Origin of the sequence: Pseudomonas sp. 10-1B, assembly GCF_000935045.1 — a bacterium.
Taxonomy (GTDB): domain Bacteria; phylum Pseudomonadota; class Gammaproteobacteria; order Pseudomonadales; family Pseudomonadaceae; genus Aquipseudomonas.
Map to the genome: position 1 here is coordinate 184,548 of NZ_JYKS01000004.1, position 21,600 is coordinate 206,147.

Below are 21,600 nucleotides of genomic sequence, written 5' to 3' on the forward strand. Positions count from 1 at the left end.
GCTAGCCAGCCAAACGCCGGAACACCAAACCAGAAGTCCCGCACATAACAGCACACAGCAACATCACCGTGGCGATATCGGCCACCGAGGTTTCGCTACGCCCGTCCAACCCGGCCAGGCCCCCTAACAGCCCCCCTGCCAGGCTCACCGACATGGCCATGGTCAACTGCACGGACATCGCCGACAACGAACTGGCCGCCGCCGAACGCTCACCGGGCACGTCCTGATAACTGGCAGCGCCCAGCGTCGAGAACTGCAGTGAACGCACCAGACCTGCGGCGAACAACGCCGCTGCCATCAGCCAGACAGCAATATCATGATCGAAGCCGGCGCACAGGGCGATCCCCACACCGCTGAGCACGGCATTGCAACTGAGTACCCGTCGATAGCCGTAGCGCCGAACCAATGGCACGGCCAGCAGCTTCATCAGCAGCGCACCGACGCCACCACTGACCACCAGCCAACCCGCCGCCAAGGGGCTCAAGCCCAAGCAGTTCTGCAGCAGCAGCACAATCAAGAACGGCTGGGCTGCCGAACCCAAGCGGAACAGCCCGCCACCCGCCTGGGCCACACCAAAGCTGCGCAAGCGCAGCAGCGACAAGTCCACCAATGGATTGGGATGTCGCCGGGCGTGCAGCAGATACCCCAACGCACAGGCTACTCCAGCGGCCACCAACGCCATCGCCCAGGCTTGCGGCAACTGCCCTAGCCCCAGCGATTCCAGGCCGAACACTAGCATGGCCAGGGCCCCGCCGCTGAGCAGCAGGCCACGCATGTCCAGCGGTGGCACCGACCGTGCCGGGTAGTCCGGCACATGGCGCAGGATCAGCCAGCAACCGAGCAGGCAGATTGGCAGGTTGATCAGGAAGATCCAGTGCCAGGACAACACCGTCACCAGCAAACCGCCAAGCAACGGACCGACCAGCGGCCCCACCAGTGCCGGCAGGGCCAACCAGGACATGGCCTGCAACAGCTGCTCGCGGCTCGACCAACGCAGGATGATCACCTGTCCCACCGGTGTCATCAATGCCCCGGCTGCCCCCTGCAGCATACGCCCCAGGCATAGTTGCCAGAGCGTATCGGCCAGGGCACAGGCCAGCGAGGCACAGGTGAACAAACCCATCGCCGACAACATGACCTGACGCGGGCGAAAGCGCTCGGCGGCCCAACCGCTGACCGGCACGCACAAGGCCAGGGCAAGCATGTACAGCGACACCACCAAATTCATGCGCAGCCCCGGCTCGCCGAAATCGGCGGCCATCCGCGGCAGGGCGGTCATCACCGCTGTGCTGTCGAGCAGCTCCATGAACAATGCGGCACCGATGATCACCGGTACCTTGGGGCTTTGCACATGGCCGGCGAGCAAAGCCGGCTGGGCGGTCAAAATAGCCCCGAGACAGGTGGACGAGTGCCCTTGAGCTGCCAGGCACCGACCACCGCCGCCTTCCACTGGCGCGGGTTATGATTGGCCACGGTACGGGCATTGCGCCAGTGGCGGTCGAAGTTGTGCTGGCGATCGGTGGTTGAGGCACCACCAACGTCGAACAGCGTTTCCGCGGCCTTGAGCGCCAGCTCGGCGACCATGTACTGGGTCTGCGCCACTTCGATGGCGGCCTGCTCCACGGTGGCTTCATCCAGTTGCGCGGCCCATGCCTTGTCGATGGTTGCAGCGGCCTTGAGGACCAGGGCCTCAGCGGCATAGGCACGGGCCGCGATATCACCTACAGACAGCTCTACATAGGGGTCATCTACCGAGCGGCTGGCCGTGCTGTGCTTGATAGGGCGCGCATGCTCGCGGGCGAAGCGGGTCGCGTCATCCAGCGCATTGCGGGCGATACCGGCCGACACAGTGGCAAGGAACAGTTGCAGGAACGGCGTGACGATGGTGCGCTTGCCCTCCTCCACGGTACGCGTGCGGATATCGCTGGCCTCGACGCGCACATTACGCAAGTGGGTGGTGCCGCTGGCGGTCAGGCGCTGGCCCATGGCGTCAAAGTCGTCGACCAACTCCAGGCCCTGGCGATCGCGAGGCAGGATGAACGACACTGGCTGCTCGTCCTCGTCCAGGGCAACGGCGCTGACGTAATCGGCGAACAACGCACCCGTGCTGTAGAACTTGCTGCCATTGGCGCGGAAATGCTCGCCCTCGCGCACCAGGCGCGCGGCGATGGAACCATTGGCACCGCCCAGTTCCCAGCCGGCATTGCCGATCACCGCACCCTCGAGATAACGCGCGAACCAGCGCTCGCGCTCCTGCTCGGCACCTTCGGCCTGCGCGGCCAGCAGGCCTTCGACAAAGGCAAAACCTGGGCGCAGGGCCTGGGCCACGTTAGAGTCGGCAGAAGCAATCTGCAGCAGCAACTCGATCACATCGCTGACATTGCCGCCGGGGCCGCCGTACTGGCCAGGGATACGCACAGTGTAAATCCCGGCGGCCGCAAGCTGGGCAATGGCCTCATAGGGCAACTGACGTTCGCGCTCGCGCTGCCCGGCCCCTTCGCCGATCGCAGGCAACAAGGCCGTGATGCGGGCCTTAAGCGCTGCAACGCTGACGGCCGGAGGCTGGGTAGGAAAACGTTGAAAAGAGGTCATGGTTCACTCCTTTAAATTCAGGATTCGTACAGAGGTAGCGGCTTGTGTGGGAGCGCCAGGCTTCAAATGGCAATCTTCCACAGTCGCGCTTCATCGAACAGGTCGAAGGCTTCGTGTTCCAGATCCAGCGGGGGCACCACCAGTTCGGCACCGCTGCCGGGCAGGCGCGGTACCGCGCCAAGCAACCGTTGGGTGTATTCGTGGGCAGGGCTCTCGAACAACTGCTCGACCGGTGCCTGCTCCACCACCTGGCCGTGACGCATCACCAGCACGTCGTCGCTGACATGGCGGATCACCCCCAAATCGTGGGAGATGAACAGGTACGCCAGGCCCAATTCGTCCTGCAGGTCGGCCAGGAGATCGAGCACCTGAGCCTGTACCGACACGTCCAGGGCCGAGACTGGCTCGTCGCAGATGATCACCTTGGGTTCGCTGGCAATCGCACGGGCGATTGCCACCCGCTGGCGCTGGCCACCCGACAGTTGCAACGGTCGGCGCTGGGCAAGCGCTGCCGGCAGACGCACCTGGTTGAGTAGCACAGCGATGCGTGCAGGCCTGGCGGGTGCCTCGATGCCGGCGACCTGCAGGGCGTCATCAAGGATCTGCGCTACGCTCCAGCGCGGGTCGAACGAGCCCAGCGGGTCCTGGTAGATCACGCTGACCTCGCGGCGCAACGGCCTGCGCAGCGCCTCGCTCACGGCGTTGGCCGGGCCGTTCCAGGGCTGCCCGCGATAGAGGACTTCGCCCTCGTCGGGCTGCAGCAGGCCGAGGACGATGCGAGCCACGGTGGTCTTGCCCGAGCCGGACTCGCCGACAATGCCCAGGGTGCGCCCGGCCCGCAGGGTGAAGTCGACGCCCTGCACCACCTGCCGCGCCAGCCCGTCCGGGCCGAGGTAGCGCTTGCCCAGGCCACGGCCTTCGAGCAGCACGTCGCTGTGCAAGCGTGCCTGCGGTTCACGGCACACGCCAACCCGCTCGGGTGACAGCCGGCTGCCACGCGGGTGCTCGGCCGGCACTGCCGCCAACAAGGCCTGGGTGTACGGGTGACGCGGCTGACGCAGCACCTGCTGCATCGGCCCCTGCTCCACCACTTCGCCATGGCGTAGCACCACCACCTCATCGGCCAATTGCGCGACCACCGCCAGGTCGTGGCTGATGATCAGCAGCGAGGCGCCACGGGCCTTGATCTGCTGGAACACTTCAAGGATCTGCGCCTGCACGGTGGCGTCCAGCGCGGTGGTCGGCTCGTCGGCAATCACCAGCGCGGGGTCGAGGGCCAGAGCACTGGCGATCAGTGCACGCTGGCGCAGGCCACCGGACAACTGCCCAGGACGCTGACGAGCGCGCAACTCGACATCCGGCACACCTACTCGCTCTAGCAACTCATGCACACGCCTGTTACGGGTGTGACGGTCACCATACTGGTGGGTCTGCAGCACTTCGAGAATTTCCTTGCCTACCGGCCGCAGCGGGTCAAGCGACACCAGCGCATCCTGCAACACGAAGCCGATGTCCTTGCCGCGCACCGCGCGCCACTGGCGTTCGCTGAGGTCGAGCAGGTCGTGGTCAGCGAAACTCAAGCGACGGGCACTCACCTGCGCTCGCCCTCCGGCCAGGCCGACCAGGCAGCGGGCACTGACGCTCTTGCCCGAGCCAGACTCCCCGACCAAGGCCACGCAACGGCCCGGCAACACTGTGAAGGACAAGTCACGGACCACGCTGGCGCCATCAAAGGCCACGTTCAGTCCTTCGACGATCAAGGTCTTGTCGCTCATGGCAGGCGACCCTCCAGGCGTTGTTGGATATAGCGGCCAGTCACGGTCGTCGCCAGGGTGGTGAGGACGATGAACAGACCGGGGAAGAAGGTGAGCCACCAGGCATTGGCGATGAAGTCACGGCCCATGGACAACATGGTCCCCCACTCCGGCGCCGGCGGCCGGGCCCCCAGGCCGAGGAAGCTCAGCGCCGAGGCCCAGACGATGGCCTGGCCAACGCCCATGGTCAGCGTCACCACCAATGGCCGCATGGCGTTGGGCAACAGTTGCCGCAGCACAATGCGCGATGTCGGGTGCCCCAGCGCCCGCGCCGCTTCGATGTAACCGGCGTTGCGTACCGCCAGCACCTGGCCACGGACCATGCGCGCGTACCCCGGCGCACCGCCCAGCCCGGTGGCGACGATCAACGGGCCGACGCCGCTGCCGAATACCGCCACGAACAGCAGCGCCAGCACCAGGCTGGGGAAGGCGAACAGCACCTCCAGCAGCCAACCGACCACACGGTCCACGCGTGCGCCGCCAAGCCCACCGAGCAGGCCGAGGGCGATGGCGATAACCATGGAAATGGCCGTAGCCGCAAGGCCGATCAGCAGGCTCTGACGGGCGCCGTGGATGATCCGCGCAAAGATGTCGCGGCCCGATTGGTCGGTGCCCAGCCAGTGCACCCAGCTTGGCGGCTGAAAAGCCTCACGCGGTACGATGGCCAACGGGTCGATGCGGGTGAACAGGCCCGGTGCCAACGCGGCCAAAAGCAATGCGAACAGGAACAGGATCGCCAGGCTTGCGCCCAGTGGCGGCAGTTCCAGCTGGCGCTGCCGACGCAACGGCGTGAGCGCTTGATCATGGGTCAGGTCTGTCATGCTGCAGCCTCCTGCTGCCGAGGGTCGATCCACTGGTACAGCAGGTCGACCAGAATGTTCGCCAGCACATAGCCGGCCGCCACTACCAGGCTGATGCCGATCACCAGCGGCAAATCCTGGGCCTGCACCGCCTGGTACAGTTGGCGGCCCACCCCCTTGCGGGAAAAGATCACCTCGCACACCACCGCGCCACTGATCAGCGCGCCGATAGCCCAGCCCGACAGCGACACACCTGGCAACAAGGCATGGCGCAAGGCGTGCCGGAAGCGCACGGCCAGGTCGCTGAGACCACGTGTGCGGGCGGTGAGAATGAAGGGTTGATCGAGGGTCAATTCCAGCGATTCTCGGGTGACCTGAGCGATGAAGCCGGCCAACGGAATCGCCAGGGACAACGCCGGAAGTATCAGGCTGGCGACGCTGTCGCTACCTGCCGGCGGGAACCAGCGCAGGCCGAAAGCGAACACCGCCAGCAGCACCACGCCGAGCCAGAAGTGCGGCAGCGCTGCACTGAGGGTTTCCGCCAGCGAGGCGATGCCGCCTACCAGCCTTCCGCGCCCCGCTGTGATCACCGTCAACAGCAGCACCAGCAGCCAGGCCAGCAGCAGGGCGGCGAGGGTCAGTTCCAGCGTCGCCCCGCCCTGCTCGGCCAGCACGCGAGTGACCGGCAGGTGCTGCGAGTAGGACACCCCCAAGTCGCCTTGCAACAGGCGCCCGAGGTAGAACACGTACTGCACCGCCAACGGTTTGTCGAGGCCGTACTCCACGCGCGCGGCTTCAATCGCTTCCGGTGTCGGGTTGCCGCTGGGGCCGCCGAGAATCGCCAGCACCGGGTCACCCGGCATTAGCCGTAATGCGAAGAAGGTCAGGGTCGCCACCGCCCACAGCACCAGCACGCCACCGCCCAGACGGATGGCGGCGCGCCGGCCCAGGGCGGCCAGACGTTCGCGGCGCAGGTTGGTCAAAGCGAGCGTCGTCGTACTCATTTGTTCACCCATGCATCATAGAGGTAGGTCACCGCCAGCGAAGGTTCCAGTCGCACGCCATGGGCGGTCTTGTAGATACCCAGGCGCGTGCTTTGCGGGTATGTGGTGAGTTGCAGGTATTGCGCGGCGGCCTGTTGCTGCGCCTGGAAGTAGCGCTGGCGCCGCAGGTCCACATCCTGGGTGGCCAGGGCACTGTCGAGCAGCGCGTCGTAGCCCGGGTCGGCGTAACCGGAGGAGTTCTGGTGATAGCCGCCAACCCCGGCTGGCTGCACGAACGCGCTGGTGAAGATGATGCGCAGCACGTCAGGGGTGTTGGTGTTCCAGTAGCCAATGCGGATGTCATAGTCCCAGGCGGCCTGGCGGGCGGTGACCTGGGCATCGCTCATCTGGTCCAGCACCAGTTCCAGGCCAGCCTGGCGGGTAGTGGCCTGTACCTGTTCCCACAGGGTCAGTTCCGACGGCGGCGTGCGTGCGCCGATCAGCACGACGGCGCGCAGGCGCTGACCGTTCCTGGTGCGGTAGCCCTCGTCGTCACGGCCGGTCCAGCCGGCTTCGTCGAGCAGTTTTCCAGCGCGGGCCGGGTCGTAGTCCTGGCTGTGCTCGAAGTCACCGCTGTAGAACGGCGTGGCAATGCTCAGCGGGCCACCGGCGCGGGGAAACTCGCCGAAGTACACACTCTTCAGTGCGCCCTCGACATCGGCGCTGCGAACGAAGGCCTCGCGTACCCGGATGTCGTCGAACGGTGCGCGGCGCAGGTTGAAAGTGCCGTTGGTGGGGTTGCCCGGGCGCTGGGCGATGATCAGCTCCACGTCCGGGTTGCGTCGTGCTGCTTCGTGCGACTCCGGCGGCAGCGCTTCGATCACATCGACCTCACCGGCCTGCAGCGAGGCGAAACGCACCGACGGTTCCTGGATGAACTTCCAGACAATGCGCTCCAGGTAAGCAGGGCCTTGGTGCTGCGCGGTCGGTGGCGCCCAGTTGTAGACCGGGTTGCGCACCAGTTCCACCTGGTTCTGCCGGTCCCAGCGCACCACCTTGAACGGTCCGCTGCCGACCGGGCTCGCGCAGTTCTCGTCACGGCTGCGTTGCAGTGCGGTGGGCGACTGGATGCCAAGAAAGCCCTGGGCCAACACTTCAAGGAAGGCCGCGTAGGGTGTCGCCAGAGTGACTTCGGCGGTGTAGGCGTCGAGCACCTTGGTGTCGCGGTACTGGCGGATGTAGCCACCGGCGGTACTGGACTGGGTCTTGGGGTTGGCCATGTGGTCGAGGTTGGCCTTGACCGCTTCAGCATTGAACGGCGTGCCATCGGTGAATTGCACGTCGCGACGCAGATGGAAGGTGTAGCGCAGGCCGTCTGGCGAGACCTCCCAGCTTGTCGCAAGCCAAGGACCTATCTGGCCTTTGCTGTCCATCGACACCAGTGAATCGAGGTACTGCTGGGCAACGAACACCTGCGGCATATCGCCGGCCACATGTGGGTCGAGACAGGTAGGCTCACGGTCGGAGGCATAGACCAGGGTGCCACCCTGCTGCGGCTGGGTGCTTTGCGCCGTGCGCTGCTTGGCTTGCTCGCAGCCGAGCAAGGCCAGTACGGTGCAGAGCGGGATCAGGGGGAAGATGAGTGTGTTCAAGGACGCTCCTGCGGGGACTGGACTTTGATAGGCCTGTTGCAGGAGTTGTGCCGGGTTCAAGGGGTTGATTTTGCTGGGGTTTGGCGAGGATGTGGTGCTGTTGCGAGGGCAAAGTGTGCAAGGGGTGTTCGAATGGCAACAGTGCGGTTCGGGCCTACGCCGGCAAGCCCGGCGATAGGCCCGACTCAGGATCTTGCTGCGAGTCTCAGGCCGCCTCCCCTTGCCGACTCCACAGCCGATGGTAATACCCCCGTCGCGCCAGCAACTGCGCATGGCTGCCATCCTCGACAATGCGTCCATCCTCGAACACCACGATCCGGTCAAGGTGCGCCACGGTCGACAGCCGGTGTGCCACCACGATCACCGTCTTGTCGTCCATGATCTCGTCGAGCTTATCCTGGATATATCGCTCGGTGATCGAGTCGAGGCTTGAGGTCGCCTCGTCCATTACCAGGATCGGCGCGTTCTTCAACAGCACCCGGGCGATGGCGATACGCTGACGCTGCCCGCCGGATAGCTTCACACCGCGCTCGCCCACCAGCGACTCGAAGCCTTGCTCCATGGCCTCGATGAAATCCCGGGCACCGGCGCGTTCGATCGCCGCCGCCAACGCATCGTCACCAGCCTCCAGGCAACCGTAGTGGATGTTCTCGCGAATGCTGCGGTGGAACAGCCCCGGCTCCTGCGGAATCAGCCCGACCTGCTGGTGCAGCGAATGCTGGGTCACCGTGCGCACGTCCTGCCCGTCGATCAGCACCTGCCCCTGATCCACGTCGTACAACCGTAGCAACAGCCCGAGCAAGGTCGATTTACCCGAGCCGGACGCACCGACCAGGCCTACCCGCTGCCCCGCCGGAATATGCAGGTTCAGATTCTGAAAGATCGGCCGTCCTGGGTGGTAGCCAAAGGTCACATCCGCAAAGTGCACTTCGCCCCGCTCGACCTTCAGCAACGCTGCGTCAGCCGTGTCGCGCACTTCGTGTGGCCGCACCAGGGTGCGCACGCCATTGGCGATATTGCCCATGGCCTCGAAGAACTCCAGCAAGCGCCGCGACAGCCCGGCCACATCGGTGATGATCATCAGCGACAGGCTGGTAGCGGTGACGAAGGTGGCGATGTCGATGCTGCCGCGTTGCCACAACCACAGCGCCAACAGCAAGATACCCAGCTTAAGCAGCACGCCACAGGTGTTCTGCAGCCAGCGGATCTTCTCCATATAGCCGAGCGAGCGGTCTGCCGCTATTACCTCGCGGTCGAGAAACTTGCCCAGGTAGCCATGCTCATAGGGGTGACGGGCGAACAGACGGATATTGGTGAGGTTGCTTACCGCGTCCACCACCTTGCCGGTGCTGACGCTACGCGCTGCGGCAAAGTCGCGGGCCAGCGGGTGGCTACGCCTGGCCAAGAACCAGCACAACATGAGAAAGCCGACCGCCCACAGGCCCATGAACGCCGCCAGCCAGGCGTTTGCGGTGGCCAGCAGGATAACCGCCAGGGCAAGGGTCGCAAGCAACGGGATAAGATCGAAGATCAGAATCGCCAGCGTCTGAGTGGTGCCGATCGAAACCTCGCTGATACGGTGCGCCAATGCCCCAGCGAACTCGCTGGTGATGTAGCGATGCGAATGGCGTTGCAGGTAGGCGAACAAGGCCTGGGTCACAGCGCGCCGCTGACGGGGCACGGTGTAGATATGCAAGCCACTGGCGGCCCGCGTGCTGACCATCTCAAGCATCAGCATCAAGGCAAAACCCATCAAGGGCCAGCTCAACACCGTGACGACATGGCTCGCGTCCACGCCCTGGCTGACCAGACGGGTGATCTGGCCGAGTTGCCAAGGGACCAGCACAGCGCAGAACATGGCGAGGGTCTGCAAGGCGAGCATACCGGCGTAGGCCAATGGGTGACGCAGGATAAAAGCGCGAAGGAAGGCCAGCGGGGTGTCTGGCAGGTGACGGATGTCCCAACCATCGGGCAGGCGGCGGGTGGATGGCACAGTATTCTCCTTGTGTTTTGCTTATACGGCGATGCGCCGGAACCAGCTTGGCCGTGCCGCCGGAAGATGAGGCACGGCATCGAGCAAAGCGCGGGTATAGCCATGACGTGCCTGGCCAAGCACCTGGGCTGCCGGGCCCTGTTCCATCACCCTTCCCCCTTGCATCACCAACACGTGGTCACTGACCTGCTCCACCACCCCAAGGTCGTGAGAGATGAACAGGCAAGCCAGGTTCAACTCCGCCTTGAGTTCGGCCAGCAATGCCAGGATTCGCGCCTGCACCGACACATCCAGCGCCGATACCGGTTCATCCAGCACCAGCACCTTGGGCTTCATGGCCAGTGCTCGGGCAATCGCGATGCGCTGCCGCTGCCCGCCCGACAACTCCAGTGGACGGCGGTCGAGCAAACCCACCGGCAACTGCACCCGCTCCAGTAGCGCCGCCGTCTCGGTGCGCTGCAACGCACGCGGCCCCCCCGCATGCGCCAGTGCCTCGGCCAATATCCGCAACACGGTGTAGCGCGGGTCGAACGAAGCCAGCGGGTCCTGGAACACCACCTGGATCCCGTGCCGTGCCCGGCGCTGCTGCGCGGCGGAAAGCGCAAACCAGTCCTGCCCGAGCAGTTGCAGACTGCCTTGCTCCGGCCGTTCCAGGCCCAGCAGGATGCGTCCCAGCGTGCTCTTGCCGGAACCGGACTCGCCCACCACGCCAAGGGTTTGCCCGGCGCGCAACTGCAGGGACACATCGTTCAGCACCGGGCGCAACCGCCCGTCCGGCCCAGCAAAGGCTTTGCTCAAGCCACGTGCCTCCAGCACCACCGGTTGTTCGTCCACGGCATTCTCCACCAGCGCCAGGGCCGGCACCGCCGGACGCTTGAAATGCACGGCCCGAGCGGCATTCAGCAGGCGTTGGGTATAGGGGGCCTGCGGGTCCTGCAGGATCTGTTCGACGCTGCCCTGCTCCACCACTACCCCTTGGCGCATCACAGCCACCCAGTCGGCCAGGCGTGCGACCACGGCCAGGTCATGGCTGACCATCAACAGGCTGTTGTCGCGCTCGCGCAGTTGCTCCAGCAGGTCGAGAATCTGCGCCTGCACCGTGGCGTCCAGCGCGGTGGTGGGCTCGTCAGCGATCAACAGACGCGGCTGACAGGCGATCGCCGAGGCGATCAAGGCGCGCTGTCTCAGGCCTCCGGAAAGCTGCCACGGGTATTGCCCGGCGCGCACTTCAGGTTCAGGCACACCGACCTGGCGCAATAGCTCAAGGACTCGCAGACGACGCTGTTGCGCAGTCAGCTCGGTGTGCAACAGCAATGGCTCTTCGATTTCTGCACCCACGCGTCGCAGCGGGTCGAGCGAACCCAGCGCATCTTGCATGACAAAGCCGATGTGCTCGCCACGCAAACGCTGCCACGCGTTCTCATCGAGCTGGCCCAGGTGCTGCCCGGCGAAGGCCAGGCGCTGCGCCTGCACATGAGCGCCAGCCCCGGTCAGGCCGACGAGGGTACGCGCCGTGACGCTCTTGCCCGAGCCCGATTCGCCCACCAGCGCCAGGCATTGCCCCGCGCGCAATTGCAGGTCGACGCCGCGTACCACCGGCACACCGTTGAAGCTCACATGCAGGTCGCGGATGTCCACCAGCGGAGTCAGGTTGTCCTCGAAGATGCTCATACGCTTCTGCCCTCGCTACGGCGCAGCCAGTCACGGCCAATGACGGTGATGGAAATTACGGTCAGGGTGATCGCCAGCGCTGGCCAGGCCATCAGCCAGGGTGCGTTGGCCATGAAGTTGCGCGCCACGGCCATCATCGCGCCCCACTCCGGCGCGGGAGGTGGTGCGCCGAAGCCGAGGAAGCTCAGCGCAGCGGCAGCGGTGATGGCGCCGCCCAGGCCGATGCAGGCCAGGATCAACACGGGTTGGACTGCGTTAGGCAGCACATGCCAGAACACCACTGCCAAGGGACTGCGGCCCAGCGTTACCGCAGCTTCGACGAAACTGGCATGCCGGATAGTCAGGGTCTGGGCGCGTACCAGGCGGGCGTAGCGCGGCACCGAGGCGATGCCGACGGCGAGGATCAGGTTGCTGGTGCCTTGACCGAACAGGGTGATGATGACCAGCGCCAGTAACAGGTCGGGGAAGGCCAGCAGCACATCGACGGCGCGCATCAGCAGATTGTCCAGCCAAGCGGGGGCAAGGCCGGCAAGCAAGCCGAGCAGCGTACCAAGGCCGAGCCCGACCAGGGTGGCGGCCAGGCCGATGTAGAGCGATGGGCGGGCGCCGTGGATCAGCCGGCTGAGGGCATCGCGGCCGTTCTCGTCGCTGCCCAGCCAGAAGGTGGGGCTTGGCGGGTGGTAAGCCAGGCGGGCGTCGGCGGCCAATGGATCGGTCGAGGAAAGCCAGTCGGGGAAGGCTACTGCCAGCAGGAGCAAACCGAGCATGGCCCAGGCGCAGAACAGGCCAGGGCGCAATTGCCACTTCGGTCTGCTGACCCAGCGGGAGGGTGCTAAAGATATCGTGTTCATGGCGGTCCTTCTTGTATCGCCTGCATGGGCCTATTCGCGGGCAAGCCCGCTCCCACAGAGACCGCACAAGTTTCAGCATTGCGATGATCCTGTGAGAGCCCTTGCCATGCGGGCTACGGTGCCGGGTTGGGAATACGGCGGTGCACCGCCTGGATATCGGCCAGCACCTCATCACTGAGCGACACATCCAGGGCACTCAGGTTCTCCTGCAACTGCAGCAAGGTGGTCTGCCCGGTAATCGCACTGGCCACGAACGGCTGGCGTATGACGAAAGCCAAGGCCAGTTGCGCCGGTGTCAGCCCATGCTCCCGCGCAATCTGCACATAACTGGCAATAGCGCTGTTGGCCTCCTCACTGCCATAGCGATTGAAGGTGCGATACACCGACGACAACCGCGAACCCTCCGGCTTTGCCCCGTTCAGGTACTTGCCGGTCAACGCCCCGAATGCCAGCGGCGAATAGGCCAGCAGGCTAACCCCTTCGCGATGGCTGAACTCCGACAGGCCGTTCTCGTACAAGCGGTTGAGCAGGCTGTACGGGTTCTGGATACTGGCAATCCGCGCCAGGCCCTTGTCCTCGCTGTGTCGCAAAAACTGCGCTACCCCCCACGGCGTTTCGTTGGACACTCCGATATGACGTACCTTGCCAGCCTTGACCTGCTCGTCGAGCACGGCCAGGGTTTCTTCGATGGCCGCCGTTTGCGGATGGTCGTCAACGTAGGGGTATTCGCGGATGCCGAAGAAATTGCTGGTGCGATCGGGCCAGTGCAGTTGGTAGAGGTCGAGGTAGTCGGTGTTCAGGCGGCGCAGGCTGCCCTCCAGGGCGGCAACGATGTTCTTGCGGTCGTGGTGCGACAGGCCATCCCGGATATGCGCCTGGCCGCCGGGGTCGCGGGCAGGGCCGGCGATCTTGCTGGCCAGCACGAGCTTGTCACGGCTGCCGCGGGCGGCGAGCCAGGTGCCGATGTAGCGCTCGGTGGTGGTCCAGGTTTCGGCGCGGGTGGGCGTGGGGTACATCTCGGCGGTGTCGATGAAGTTGATGCCGGCAGCGAGGGCGGCGTCCAGTTGCTGGTGGGCGTCCTGTTCGCTGTTCTGGTGCCCCCAGGTCATGGTGCCGAGACTGAGGAGGCTGACCTGAAGATTGGTGTGGCCTAATGGGCGGTAGCGCATGGTGTCGAGTCCTTGGGTGATACGTTGATGTCTGGGTGCAACCCTTAAACAGCCCGTGCAGCCTCGCGCCGGGCTTGTGCAAACTGGTTCACTGCTTTCGGCAAACCCAGGTGCTCACGCAAGGTGGTGCCGGTGTATTCGGTACGGAACAACCCGCGCTTCTGCAGCAGCGGCACCACCTCTTCGACAAACACCCGCGCGCCTGACGGGAACATGTCGGGCATGATGTTGAAACCATCCCCCGCTCCTGCCAGGAACCACTCAGCCAGGGTAGCGGCGACCTGCTCCGGGGTACCGACGGCCAAGCGGTGCCCGACCAGAATCCGCCGCGACAACTGGCGAATGGTCAGGTTCTCGCTGCGCGCCAGATTCAACTGAGCTTCCAGAAAACCATGCGACCCCCGCTCGAAATCCGCCACCGCGCCAATCCGCGCCCAAGGCAACGGCGCATCCGGGTCCAGCTCGCTGGCGTCGATGCCGATACGCCCCGCCACCTGCTGCAACAGGCCGTGCTCGCCATGCCAGGCATTGAGCTCGTCGAAGCGTGCGTGGGCCTCGGCCTCGGTGCCGCCGATCACGGTCGACAGGCCAGGCATGATCTTCAGGTGCTGCGGGTCACGGCCCCAGGCTTTGGCCCGCGCCTTCATCTCCCGATAGAATGCCTGTCCGTCGGCCAGGGTGGTCTGGGTGGTGAAGATCGCATCTGCATAGCGTGAACCGAGTGCCTTGCCACCTTCGGAAGAGCCGGCCTGCACCAGCACCGGCCTGCCCTGCGGCGAGCGCGGCAGGTTCAGCGGCCCTTTGACCTGAAAGTGCTTTCCCTTGAAATTCAGGGTGTGGACCTTGCTCGGGTCGGCAAAACGGCCAGCGGCGCGGTCACCGATGATCGCGTCGTCCTCCCAGCTGTCCCAAAGCTTCAGGGTCACGTCGACGAACTCCTCGGCCCGCCCGTAGCGGTCCATATGCAAAGGCGCGCCAGCCAGGCCGAAGTTCTGTGCCGCCGCGTCACCGGCATTGGTGACCACATTCCAGGCTGCCCGGCCGCCGCTGATATGGTCCAGCGAGGCAATTCGCCGGGCCAGGTTGAAGGGTTCGTTGTAAGTACTGGAGCAGGTCGCGATCACGCCAATGCGCTCAGTGGCGGCCGCCACCGCAGTGAGCAGCACGGTCGGCTCCAGGCGCCCGCCCGGCTGGGCGGACACATCCGGCGGCAACGCCGGGCCATCGGCCAGGAAGATTGCATCCAGGCAGCCGCGCTCGGAAATACGTGCGACATCACGGTAATAGTTGACGTCGATATAGGCGTCGAGTGCCGCCTCACCCTGGCGCCAGGCGCCGGAATGCGAGCCGAAGCCGAGGATATTCATGCCCAGGCTCATCTGTTTCGTAGTCATGCCGGTTCTCCTGATCAGACTGCGCTGGCTTCGTCGCCGCTGCCCTGGCCTTCGCTGGCGGTAGCCTGAAGGGCGCGCCAGGCCTGAGCTGGGCTGATGCCATTGAGGTAGTAGTTGCCTAGCGCCTGCTCGCGGTAGATCGCCGGGTTGTGCGAAGCCAGGGTGCGGGCATTGCGCCAATGGCGATCGAGGCGCCGAGCATTGCTGGTGGCCGATGCGCCGCCGACTTCGAACAGCAAGGTGCTCGCATCCAGCACTTGCGCCAGGACAATCTGCTGCGCCTGAAAGGCATGGATCTCGGCGTCGGTGTAAAGCTGCTCGGCCACCTCACCCTGCTGCCCGGCTTCGAACACAGCATGCAGGCTCTGGCCCACGGCAGTGACTTGCGCATCGGCGGCGAAGGCCAGGCTCGACAGGCGACCGATCACCGCCTGCACCCGCGGGTCGGCAGCTGGCCGTGACTGCCCCGGCACGCCGAAGGCGCGGGTGCGGCCCTGGACGAAAGCTACGGCATCGGCCAGTACTGCATGGCCGATACCCGCCAGGGTAGCCAGGTGCACCGCCTGGTAGAACGCGGTGAGGTACGACTCGGCACGCAATTCGCCTTTGGCGAAACGCCGCAGCAAGTGCTCCGGCTGCACGCTCACCTGGGTGAAACGGGTGGTGCCACTGCCGGTCAGGCGCTGGCCAAAACCGTCCCAGTCGTCGACCTGCTCCACGCCCGGTACACGGGTCGGCACCGCGAGGCTGACAAAGTCGTCGCCATGGTTGGCCACTACCGCCACCCAGTCGGCGTACAGCGCGCCAGTGCAGTAGTACTTCTCGCCGTCCAGGCGGTAACCGCCCTCGCCTTCGCTCAACTGCACGGTATTGCCGGTACTGTCGGTACGCTCGGCCATGGCGGCGCCCCACAGCTGGCCAGCGACCACGCGGGCGAACCAGTAGTCCTGGGAGGCGGCATCGCTGGACGACAGCCGCCCTTCGACGAAACCGAAGTGGGCGCGAAAGATCTGCGGCAGGTTGGAGTCAGCCTGACCCAGGCGCACCAACTGGCGCAGCAACTGCGGCAAGGTTGCGCCTGAGCCACCGTGGCTGCGTGGTACGCGCAGGGCGCCGAAGGCGGCCTCGCGCAACCAGGCCACCGGCTCATGGGCCAGGGTACGCTGCTGCTCGCGGGCCACCGCGCCTTCGGCGATACGCGCGTAGATTGGTGCAAAACGCGCATCTAGTTCGGCATCTGTAATCGTGGTTTGACTCATGATGGTTCCTTTCTCGTGAATTCAGAGGCGCGCGGTGCGCGGGTCGATGGCCTGGGTCGCCAGGTCCACCAGCAGGTTGACCAGCACGTAGATCGCTGCCGCCAACAGGGTGACGCCGAGCACCAGTGGCACGTCCTTGCTGGCGGTAGCGTCGAGCATCAACCGGCCAATGCCTTGGCGGCCGAACAGCAACTCCAGCACCACTGCGCCGCCGAGCAGGCTGGCGAACACGTATCCGGCCAGGGTCACCAGCGGCACCAGGGCATGACGCAGGGCATGGCGCAGACGCACAGCGGTATCGCCCATGCCACGGGCACGGGCTTGGGCGATGAAGGGTTGTTCCAGCACCTGCTCCAGCGACTGGCGCAACACCTGGGCAAGCACCGCCGCGATCGGCAGCGCCAGGGCCAGGCTCGGCAGTACCAGCGAGCGCCAACCGCTGGACCCGGACGGCGGTAGCCAATGGAAGTGGAACGCGAAGACCAACAGCAGCAGCGTGCCGATCACGAAGTTGGGGGCCGACGACAGCAATAGCTCGATGCCCGAGACCACCGCCCGCAAACGCCGCCCGCGGTTGGCGGTGAGCAACGCCGAGGCCATCGCCAGCAGCACCGCCAGCACAGCGGCGCTGCTGGCCAGGGCCAGGGTCGCGCCGGCCTGTTCGCCAATCGCCTGGCCGACCGGTATGCGCAACCGATACGACTCGCCCAGATCGCCCTTGCCCAGGCGCGCCAGGTAGTGACCGTACTGCACCCACAGCGGTTGATCGAGGCCGTACTCGGCGCGCGCCTGGGCCAGCACCGCCTCGCTTGGCATGGCATCCGGGCCGCCAAGGATCACCAGGGCGATGTCGCCACCGCTGTGCTGCATACCGAGGAAGGTCAGGCTGGCCGCCGCCCATAGCACGATCACACCGTCACGCAGGCGGCGCAGCAAGACCGTCAGCAGTTTCATGGTTGCTCCTTTGCCAGCCACACGCTGGTGAACAGGGGAACGTTGTGCGAGCCATCGAACAGCACACCGCCTACAGCATTGCGGTAGGCCAGCAGCATCTGGCTTTCTACCGAGGGTACGGCCGGCACAGTCTCGCCCAGGCGTTGCTGGGCCTGGCGATACAGCTCGCGACGTTGCATCGGGTCGGTGCTGCGCCGGGCGGCGCCAAGCAACTGGTCGAGGGTGGCGTCACGGAAGTGGCCGACGTTCTGGCCAATCATCCGCGCGCTGGGGATGGATTGGCTGTGGTAGAGGATGTACAAGCCGTCAGCCGTGTTGGTGTGCCAGTAGCCGCCGCCGATGGCGTCGAAGTTGCCGAGGTAACGTAGCTCCAGGACCTTGCTGATCGGCAGCAGCTCGATGCGCAGGTCGAAGCCGACCTTGCGCAGGTCCGCCTGGGCAGCCACCGAGACATTGGCCGGAAACGCCGGGTTGTCATAGCTCAGCAAGGTCGCCCCGAGGCGCTGGCCATCACGGCTGCGATAGCCTTCGGCGTCACGCCCGGTCCAGCCGGCGGCATCGAGCAAGCGCCCGGCTTCGACCGGATCGAAGGCCAAGGCATCGCGGGCCACCGGGTCATAGCCGGGGGTATTCACGGCGAGGAAATCCCCCTTGGCCAGGTACTCGCCAAAGCCGGAGATCCACGCCAGGCCATCACGGTCGATGGCCTTGGCCACTGCCTGGCGCACTCGCACGTCATCAAACGGCGCACGCTCGACATTGAAGGTGATGCTGCGCGATGGATTGCCCTTGCGAATGCGGTTGCGCAGGGTCAGTTGCGGGTTGGCGCGGATCGCTGCGGCATTCTGCGCCGGGGCGTCCAAGGCCATGTCGTTGTCGGCGGCTTCCAGCGAGGTGTAGCGGATCATCGCTTCGGGCACGTAGCTCAACTCGATGCCATCCAGATACGCCTCGCCCTGGTGGTTGATCGCTGGCGGCGCCCAGTTGTACCCCGGGCGGCGGACAAAACTGGCACGCTGGTCGCGCACCCAGCCGGTCAACACGAATGGCCCGGTACCGATGGGTTGACTGGCGATGGTCTTCGGCGCCTCGAGGATCTGCCGCGGCGAAATCATCCCCAGCCAGGCCTGCGACAGCACATCGAGAAACGGCGCATAAGGCGCATGCAGGGTAGCCTCGAACGTGTACTCGTCCACCACCCGACCCCGCAGGTACGGCGCGATATAGGCGGCGGCCAATGGCGACTTGGTCGTCGGGTCGCGCATGTGTTCGAGGTTGACCCGCACGGCCTCGGCGTTGAAGCGCTCGCCATCGCTGAAAGTGACGTCGTCACGCAGGTGGAAGGTATAAGTCAGGCCGTCGGCGCTGATGTCCCAGCTTTTCGCCAGCCACGGCGTGAGGGTACCGTCCTCGGCCTGGTACACCAAGCAGTCGAACAGGATGCGGCCCATCCACTGCATGTTGCCGTTGGACAGTGCATGGATATCGAAGCTGCCGGCGTCGATCGCGGCCGACACGCGCAGGGTGCCACCGCGCTGGCCAGCCTGCTGCTCGACAAAATCGCTGGCAGGGTAACGCATCACCCCTTTCACTGCATGGACCGCTTTGCCCTTCAGTGTGCCCGTAGCCTGCGGCGCAGGCGGTGCGCACGCAGCAAGCAGCAGCGCACTCGTCAACAGGGTGCTCTGGGCCAGGAGCAGCATCGACGCGGCCATCGGACGCCGCACGCCCCACCGGTGACGCACACACGTACTGGAACTGGGCAACGCCAATGTCACAGGCACACCGACAGCGCTGACCAATGGGTGGCTGCAGGGTCTGACTTTCGCACGCACTGCACATACTCCCTTTCATATAAAAGGCTGTTTTTCGCAGCGACTGCGAACAACGCCATCCTATTTAAATGAAGTATTGCAGTTGTCGTGCCAGCCTTTTCAATGCGTATTTACTGGCCCATTCAAAAATAACCACCTGCGTAATCAGACAAACTGTTAAAGCGCTGTTGAAAAATCAACATCAAAAACCTCAAACCCTTGCCATGGCTGACCCATACAACTCTCAGCCCCCGCACAAACTATTAGGCATTTGCTTATAACTCGCACTGTTCGACAAACAACAGCGGCACAACAAAACTTCTTGTTTCGCTCACTTTTAAAACTAAAAAAACCCGCCCACCCTACAACTTATGGGCTGATACCAACTGGCACGGAAACTGCTCTCCAGCATTTCGACAGGCCTGACTATTCCCATAGAGCGCCAAGGACCTACGATGACTTTCAAGGAATTCAACGATGCGTGCGATTCACCCCCATCCATTGCGCCTGGCCATCCGCCACGCTGCCTTGGCCACCGCGGCCACGGCACTGCTGGCCCCGGTCACGGTACTAGCCGCTGACCCGACCCTCGGCACGGTGACCGTGCAGGCCGCCAAACAATCCGAAGTGCAACGAGCAGCCAGCGCCCTGGCCGAGGTGCCCGGTGGCACCAGCGTGGTCGACAGCGAGGAGGTCGCCAAGGGCCGCACTGCCACACTGCAGGACACCCTCGGCTACCAGCCCGGGGTATTCGTGCAGTCCACCGGCGGTAACGACGCAGCGAAGATCTCGATCCGCGGCTCCGGCGCCAATACCTCGCCCGGCTACTTCCGGGAAGGCATCAAGTTCCTGTTCGACGGCCTGCCGCTGACCGGCCCTGGCGGCACCCCCTACGAATTCCTCAACGCCAGCGGCGTGAACTACACCGAGATCCTGCGCGGCGCCAACGCCTTCCAGTATGGCGCGCTGACCCTCGGTGGCGCGGTCAACTTCGTCAACCACAGCGGCTACAGCGCCCCTGGCCTGCGTGTGCGCGCTGAAGCCGGCAGCTACCACTACCAGAAGCAGAGCATCAGCTACGGCGGGGTCGAGGGCGACCTGGACTACTACCTGCAGGCCGACAATTACCGCAACGAGGGCTCCCGCGACTACAGCCTGTCGAAGAGCTCGGGCATCGTCGCCAATGCCGGCTACCGCTTCAGCCCCAAGCTGGAAACCCGCCTGCTGCTGCGCTACCGCGACGAAACCCACAACGACCCCAGCGCCACCACCCTCGACGCTGCACTGCACCACCCGCGCCGCGCCAGCGCTACCGCCGAGAGCAGCGGTGCCGGCGCTCGCCGCCCGGGCAGCATCTGGGCGGGCAGCAAGACCACTTATACCTTTGACGACGATGCACGGCTGACCTTCGGCCTGTCATACCACGACTATCGTCACACCAACAGCCCGCGCAGCCCGAGCAACCCCAGTTACTGGGATTGGCACGACCTCGGCCTGCTGTTGGGCTACGACCGGGTCGACTACTTGTTCGGCCACGAGAGCCGCAGCAACATCGCCTTCACTTCCACCCAGCACCTGCGCGGCGGGGTGAACTCGGCCAACGACGACAAGGTGTCGCTCAAGCAGGTCAACTACAAGGATTCGTTCGACCGGGTGATCGCCTTGGGCAACGATCTCAACCTGGTCGACAATCTCTGGCTCACCAGCGGCGTGTCGTTCATCAACGTACGGCGCAAGGTGGACATCGACTACGCGGTGAACCCCAACACCACTACCTTCCCGCAGCACGTCGACTACGACAACTGGAGCGTTGCTCCGCGCATCGGCCTGCGCTACGAGTTCAGCCCGAACCTGCAGGTATTCACCAACTTCAGCCGCAGCATCGACCCGCCTGCTTCCTGGGAATACTCGGGCTCCGGCCCGACCCTGCCTTACATCCGCCCGTTAGTGGAGCAGAAAGGCAACACCTTCGAGGTCGGTATCAAGGGCTCGCACGGCATCTTCGATGGCAGCCTGGCACTGTACCGATCATGGATCCACGACGAACTGCTGAACGTGCAGATCATCCCCGCCACGTCATCGTCGGCAGCGGTCACCGGCGCCTTCAACGCCTCACCGACCATCCACCAGGGTGTCGAAGCCGGCCTCAACACCCGCCTTTGGGAAAACCCTCAGGGCGACCTGGTGCGCTGGCGCCAGATGTACACCTACAACGACTTCTACTACCGGCATGACGACACCTTCGGTGACAACCAGTTGCCGGGCGTGCCCAAGCACATCTACCAGGGTGAGTTGCAGTACCAGGACCACAGCGGCTGGTACACCGGCGTCAACGTACAGTCAGCCTCGCGCACGGCTGTGGACTATGCCAACAGCCTGTATGCGCCGTCGTACACCATCTGGGGGGCGAACCTGGGATATGAGGCGCCAAATGGCAACTGGAAGGTATCGCTGGACCTGAAGAACCTGGCGAACAAGGCATACGTGACGGCGGTAACGCCGGTGTACAACGCGCGCGGGCAGGATACTGCGTCATTCTGGCCGGGGGATGGGGTTGGCGCGTACGTGGGGGTTGAGGTCAGATACTGAGCACATGATACGGCCATGTGTTTGATGGCACGTCCACTGCACATTCGAGACCGAGCGCCGCCCTC

15 protein-coding genes are annotated in these 21,600 nt (G+C 64.9%); 1 reads left to right on the top strand and 14 read right to left on the bottom strand.

Annotation, left to right across the window (positions count from 1 at the left end):
* Nucleotide 1 precedes the first annotated feature (1 nt).
* The 14 genes from TZ03_RS02745 to TZ03_RS02810 form a co-directional block, all read right to left on the bottom strand.
* Nucleotides 2–1,384: an MFS transporter gene (locus tag TZ03_RS02745; RefSeq protein WP_051095625.1), complete on the bottom strand. Its 1,383-nt coding sequence runs from the start codon at nt 1,382–1,384 to the stop codon at nt 2–4.
* Nucleotides 1,381–2,592, bottom strand: a complete 1,212-nt coding sequence (locus TZ03_RS02750; protein ID WP_051095626.1) for an acyl-CoA dehydrogenase family protein — start codon at nt 2,590–2,592, stop codon at nt 1,381–1,383. Before TZ03_RS02750 ends, TZ03_RS02745 begins: the two co-directional genes overlap by 4 nt.
* 62 nt (nt 2,593–2,654) lie before the next feature.
* Entirely contained in the window at nt 2,655–4,367 is a 1,713-nt protein-coding gene (locus TZ03_RS02755) for a dipeptide ABC transporter ATP-binding protein (protein ID WP_051095627.1), read from the bottom strand.
* Nucleotides 4,364–5,227, bottom strand: a complete 864-nt coding sequence (locus tag TZ03_RS02760; RefSeq protein ID WP_051095628.1) for an ABC transporter permease — start codon at nt 5,225–5,227, stop codon at nt 4,364–4,366. Before TZ03_RS02760 ends, TZ03_RS02755 begins: the two co-directional genes overlap by 4 nt.
* Nucleotides 5,224–6,210 carry an ABC transporter permease gene (locus TZ03_RS02765; RefSeq protein WP_051095789.1) on the bottom strand — a complete coding sequence of 329 codons (987 nt, stop codon included), beginning with the start codon at nt 6,208–6,210 and terminating at the stop codon, nt 5,224–5,226. Before TZ03_RS02765 ends, TZ03_RS02760 begins: the two co-directional genes overlap by 4 nt.
* Complete coding sequence (locus TZ03_RS02770; protein ID WP_051095629.1) at nt 6,207–7,841, bottom strand: ABC transporter substrate-binding protein; 1,635 nt, start codon at nt 7,839–7,841, stop codon at nt 6,207–6,209. Before TZ03_RS02770 ends, TZ03_RS02765 begins: the two co-directional genes overlap by 4 nt.
* Nucleotides 7,842–8,046: 205 nt before the next feature.
* On the bottom strand, nt 8,047–9,834 hold the full coding sequence (locus tag TZ03_RS02775) for an ABC transporter ATP-binding protein (RefSeq protein ID WP_051095630.1): 1,788 nt from the start codon (nt 9,832–9,834) through the stop codon (nt 8,047–8,049).
* Between the two features lie 21 nt (nt 9,835–9,855).
* Nucleotides 9,856–11,505, bottom strand: a complete 1,650-nt coding sequence (locus TZ03_RS02780) for a dipeptide ABC transporter ATP-binding protein (RefSeq protein ID WP_051095631.1) — start codon at nt 11,503–11,505, stop codon at nt 9,856–9,858.
* Nucleotides 11,502–12,356, bottom strand: coding sequence for an ABC transporter permease (locus TZ03_RS02785; protein ID WP_051095632.1), 855 nt, complete (start codon nt 12,354–12,356; stop codon nt 11,502–11,504). Before TZ03_RS02785 ends, TZ03_RS02780 begins: the two co-directional genes overlap by 4 nt.
* Before the next feature lie 113 nt (nt 12,357–12,469).
* Nucleotides 12,470–13,525: an NADP(H)-dependent aldo-keto reductase gene (locus TZ03_RS02790; protein WP_051095633.1), complete on the bottom strand. Its 1,056-nt coding sequence runs from the start codon at nt 13,523–13,525 to the stop codon at nt 12,470–12,472.
* A gap of 44 nt (nt 13,526–13,569) precedes the next feature.
* Nucleotides 13,570–14,919, bottom strand: a complete 1,350-nt coding sequence (locus tag TZ03_RS02795) for an LLM class flavin-dependent oxidoreductase (RefSeq protein ID WP_051095634.1) — start codon at nt 14,917–14,919, stop codon at nt 13,570–13,572.
* Between the two features lie 14 nt (nt 14,920–14,933).
* Nucleotides 14,934–16,178, bottom strand: a complete 1,245-nt coding sequence (locus TZ03_RS02800; RefSeq protein WP_051095635.1) for an acyl-CoA dehydrogenase family protein — start codon at nt 16,176–16,178, stop codon at nt 14,934–14,936.
* Between the two features lie 21 nt (nt 16,179–16,199).
* Entirely contained in the window at nt 16,200–17,132 is a 933-nt protein-coding gene (locus TZ03_RS02805; RefSeq protein ID WP_051095636.1) for an ABC transporter permease, read from the bottom strand.
* Nucleotides 17,129–18,712 (bottom strand): ABC transporter substrate-binding protein, encoded by a 1,584-nt coding sequence (locus tag TZ03_RS02810; protein ID WP_414860297.1) that lies wholly within the window; start codon nt 18,710–18,712, stop codon nt 17,129–17,131. Before TZ03_RS02810 ends, TZ03_RS02805 begins: the two co-directional genes overlap by 4 nt.
* 711 nt (nt 18,713–19,423) lie before the next feature.
* On the opposite strand from TZ03_RS02810, the gene TZ03_RS02815 reads away from it, so the two are divergent.
* Nucleotides 19,424–21,535: a TonB-dependent receptor family protein gene (locus tag TZ03_RS02815; protein ID WP_051095638.1), complete on the top strand. Its 2,112-nt coding sequence runs from the start codon at nt 19,424–19,426 to the stop codon at nt 21,533–21,535.
* Nucleotides 21,536–21,600: the final 65 nt, after the last annotated feature.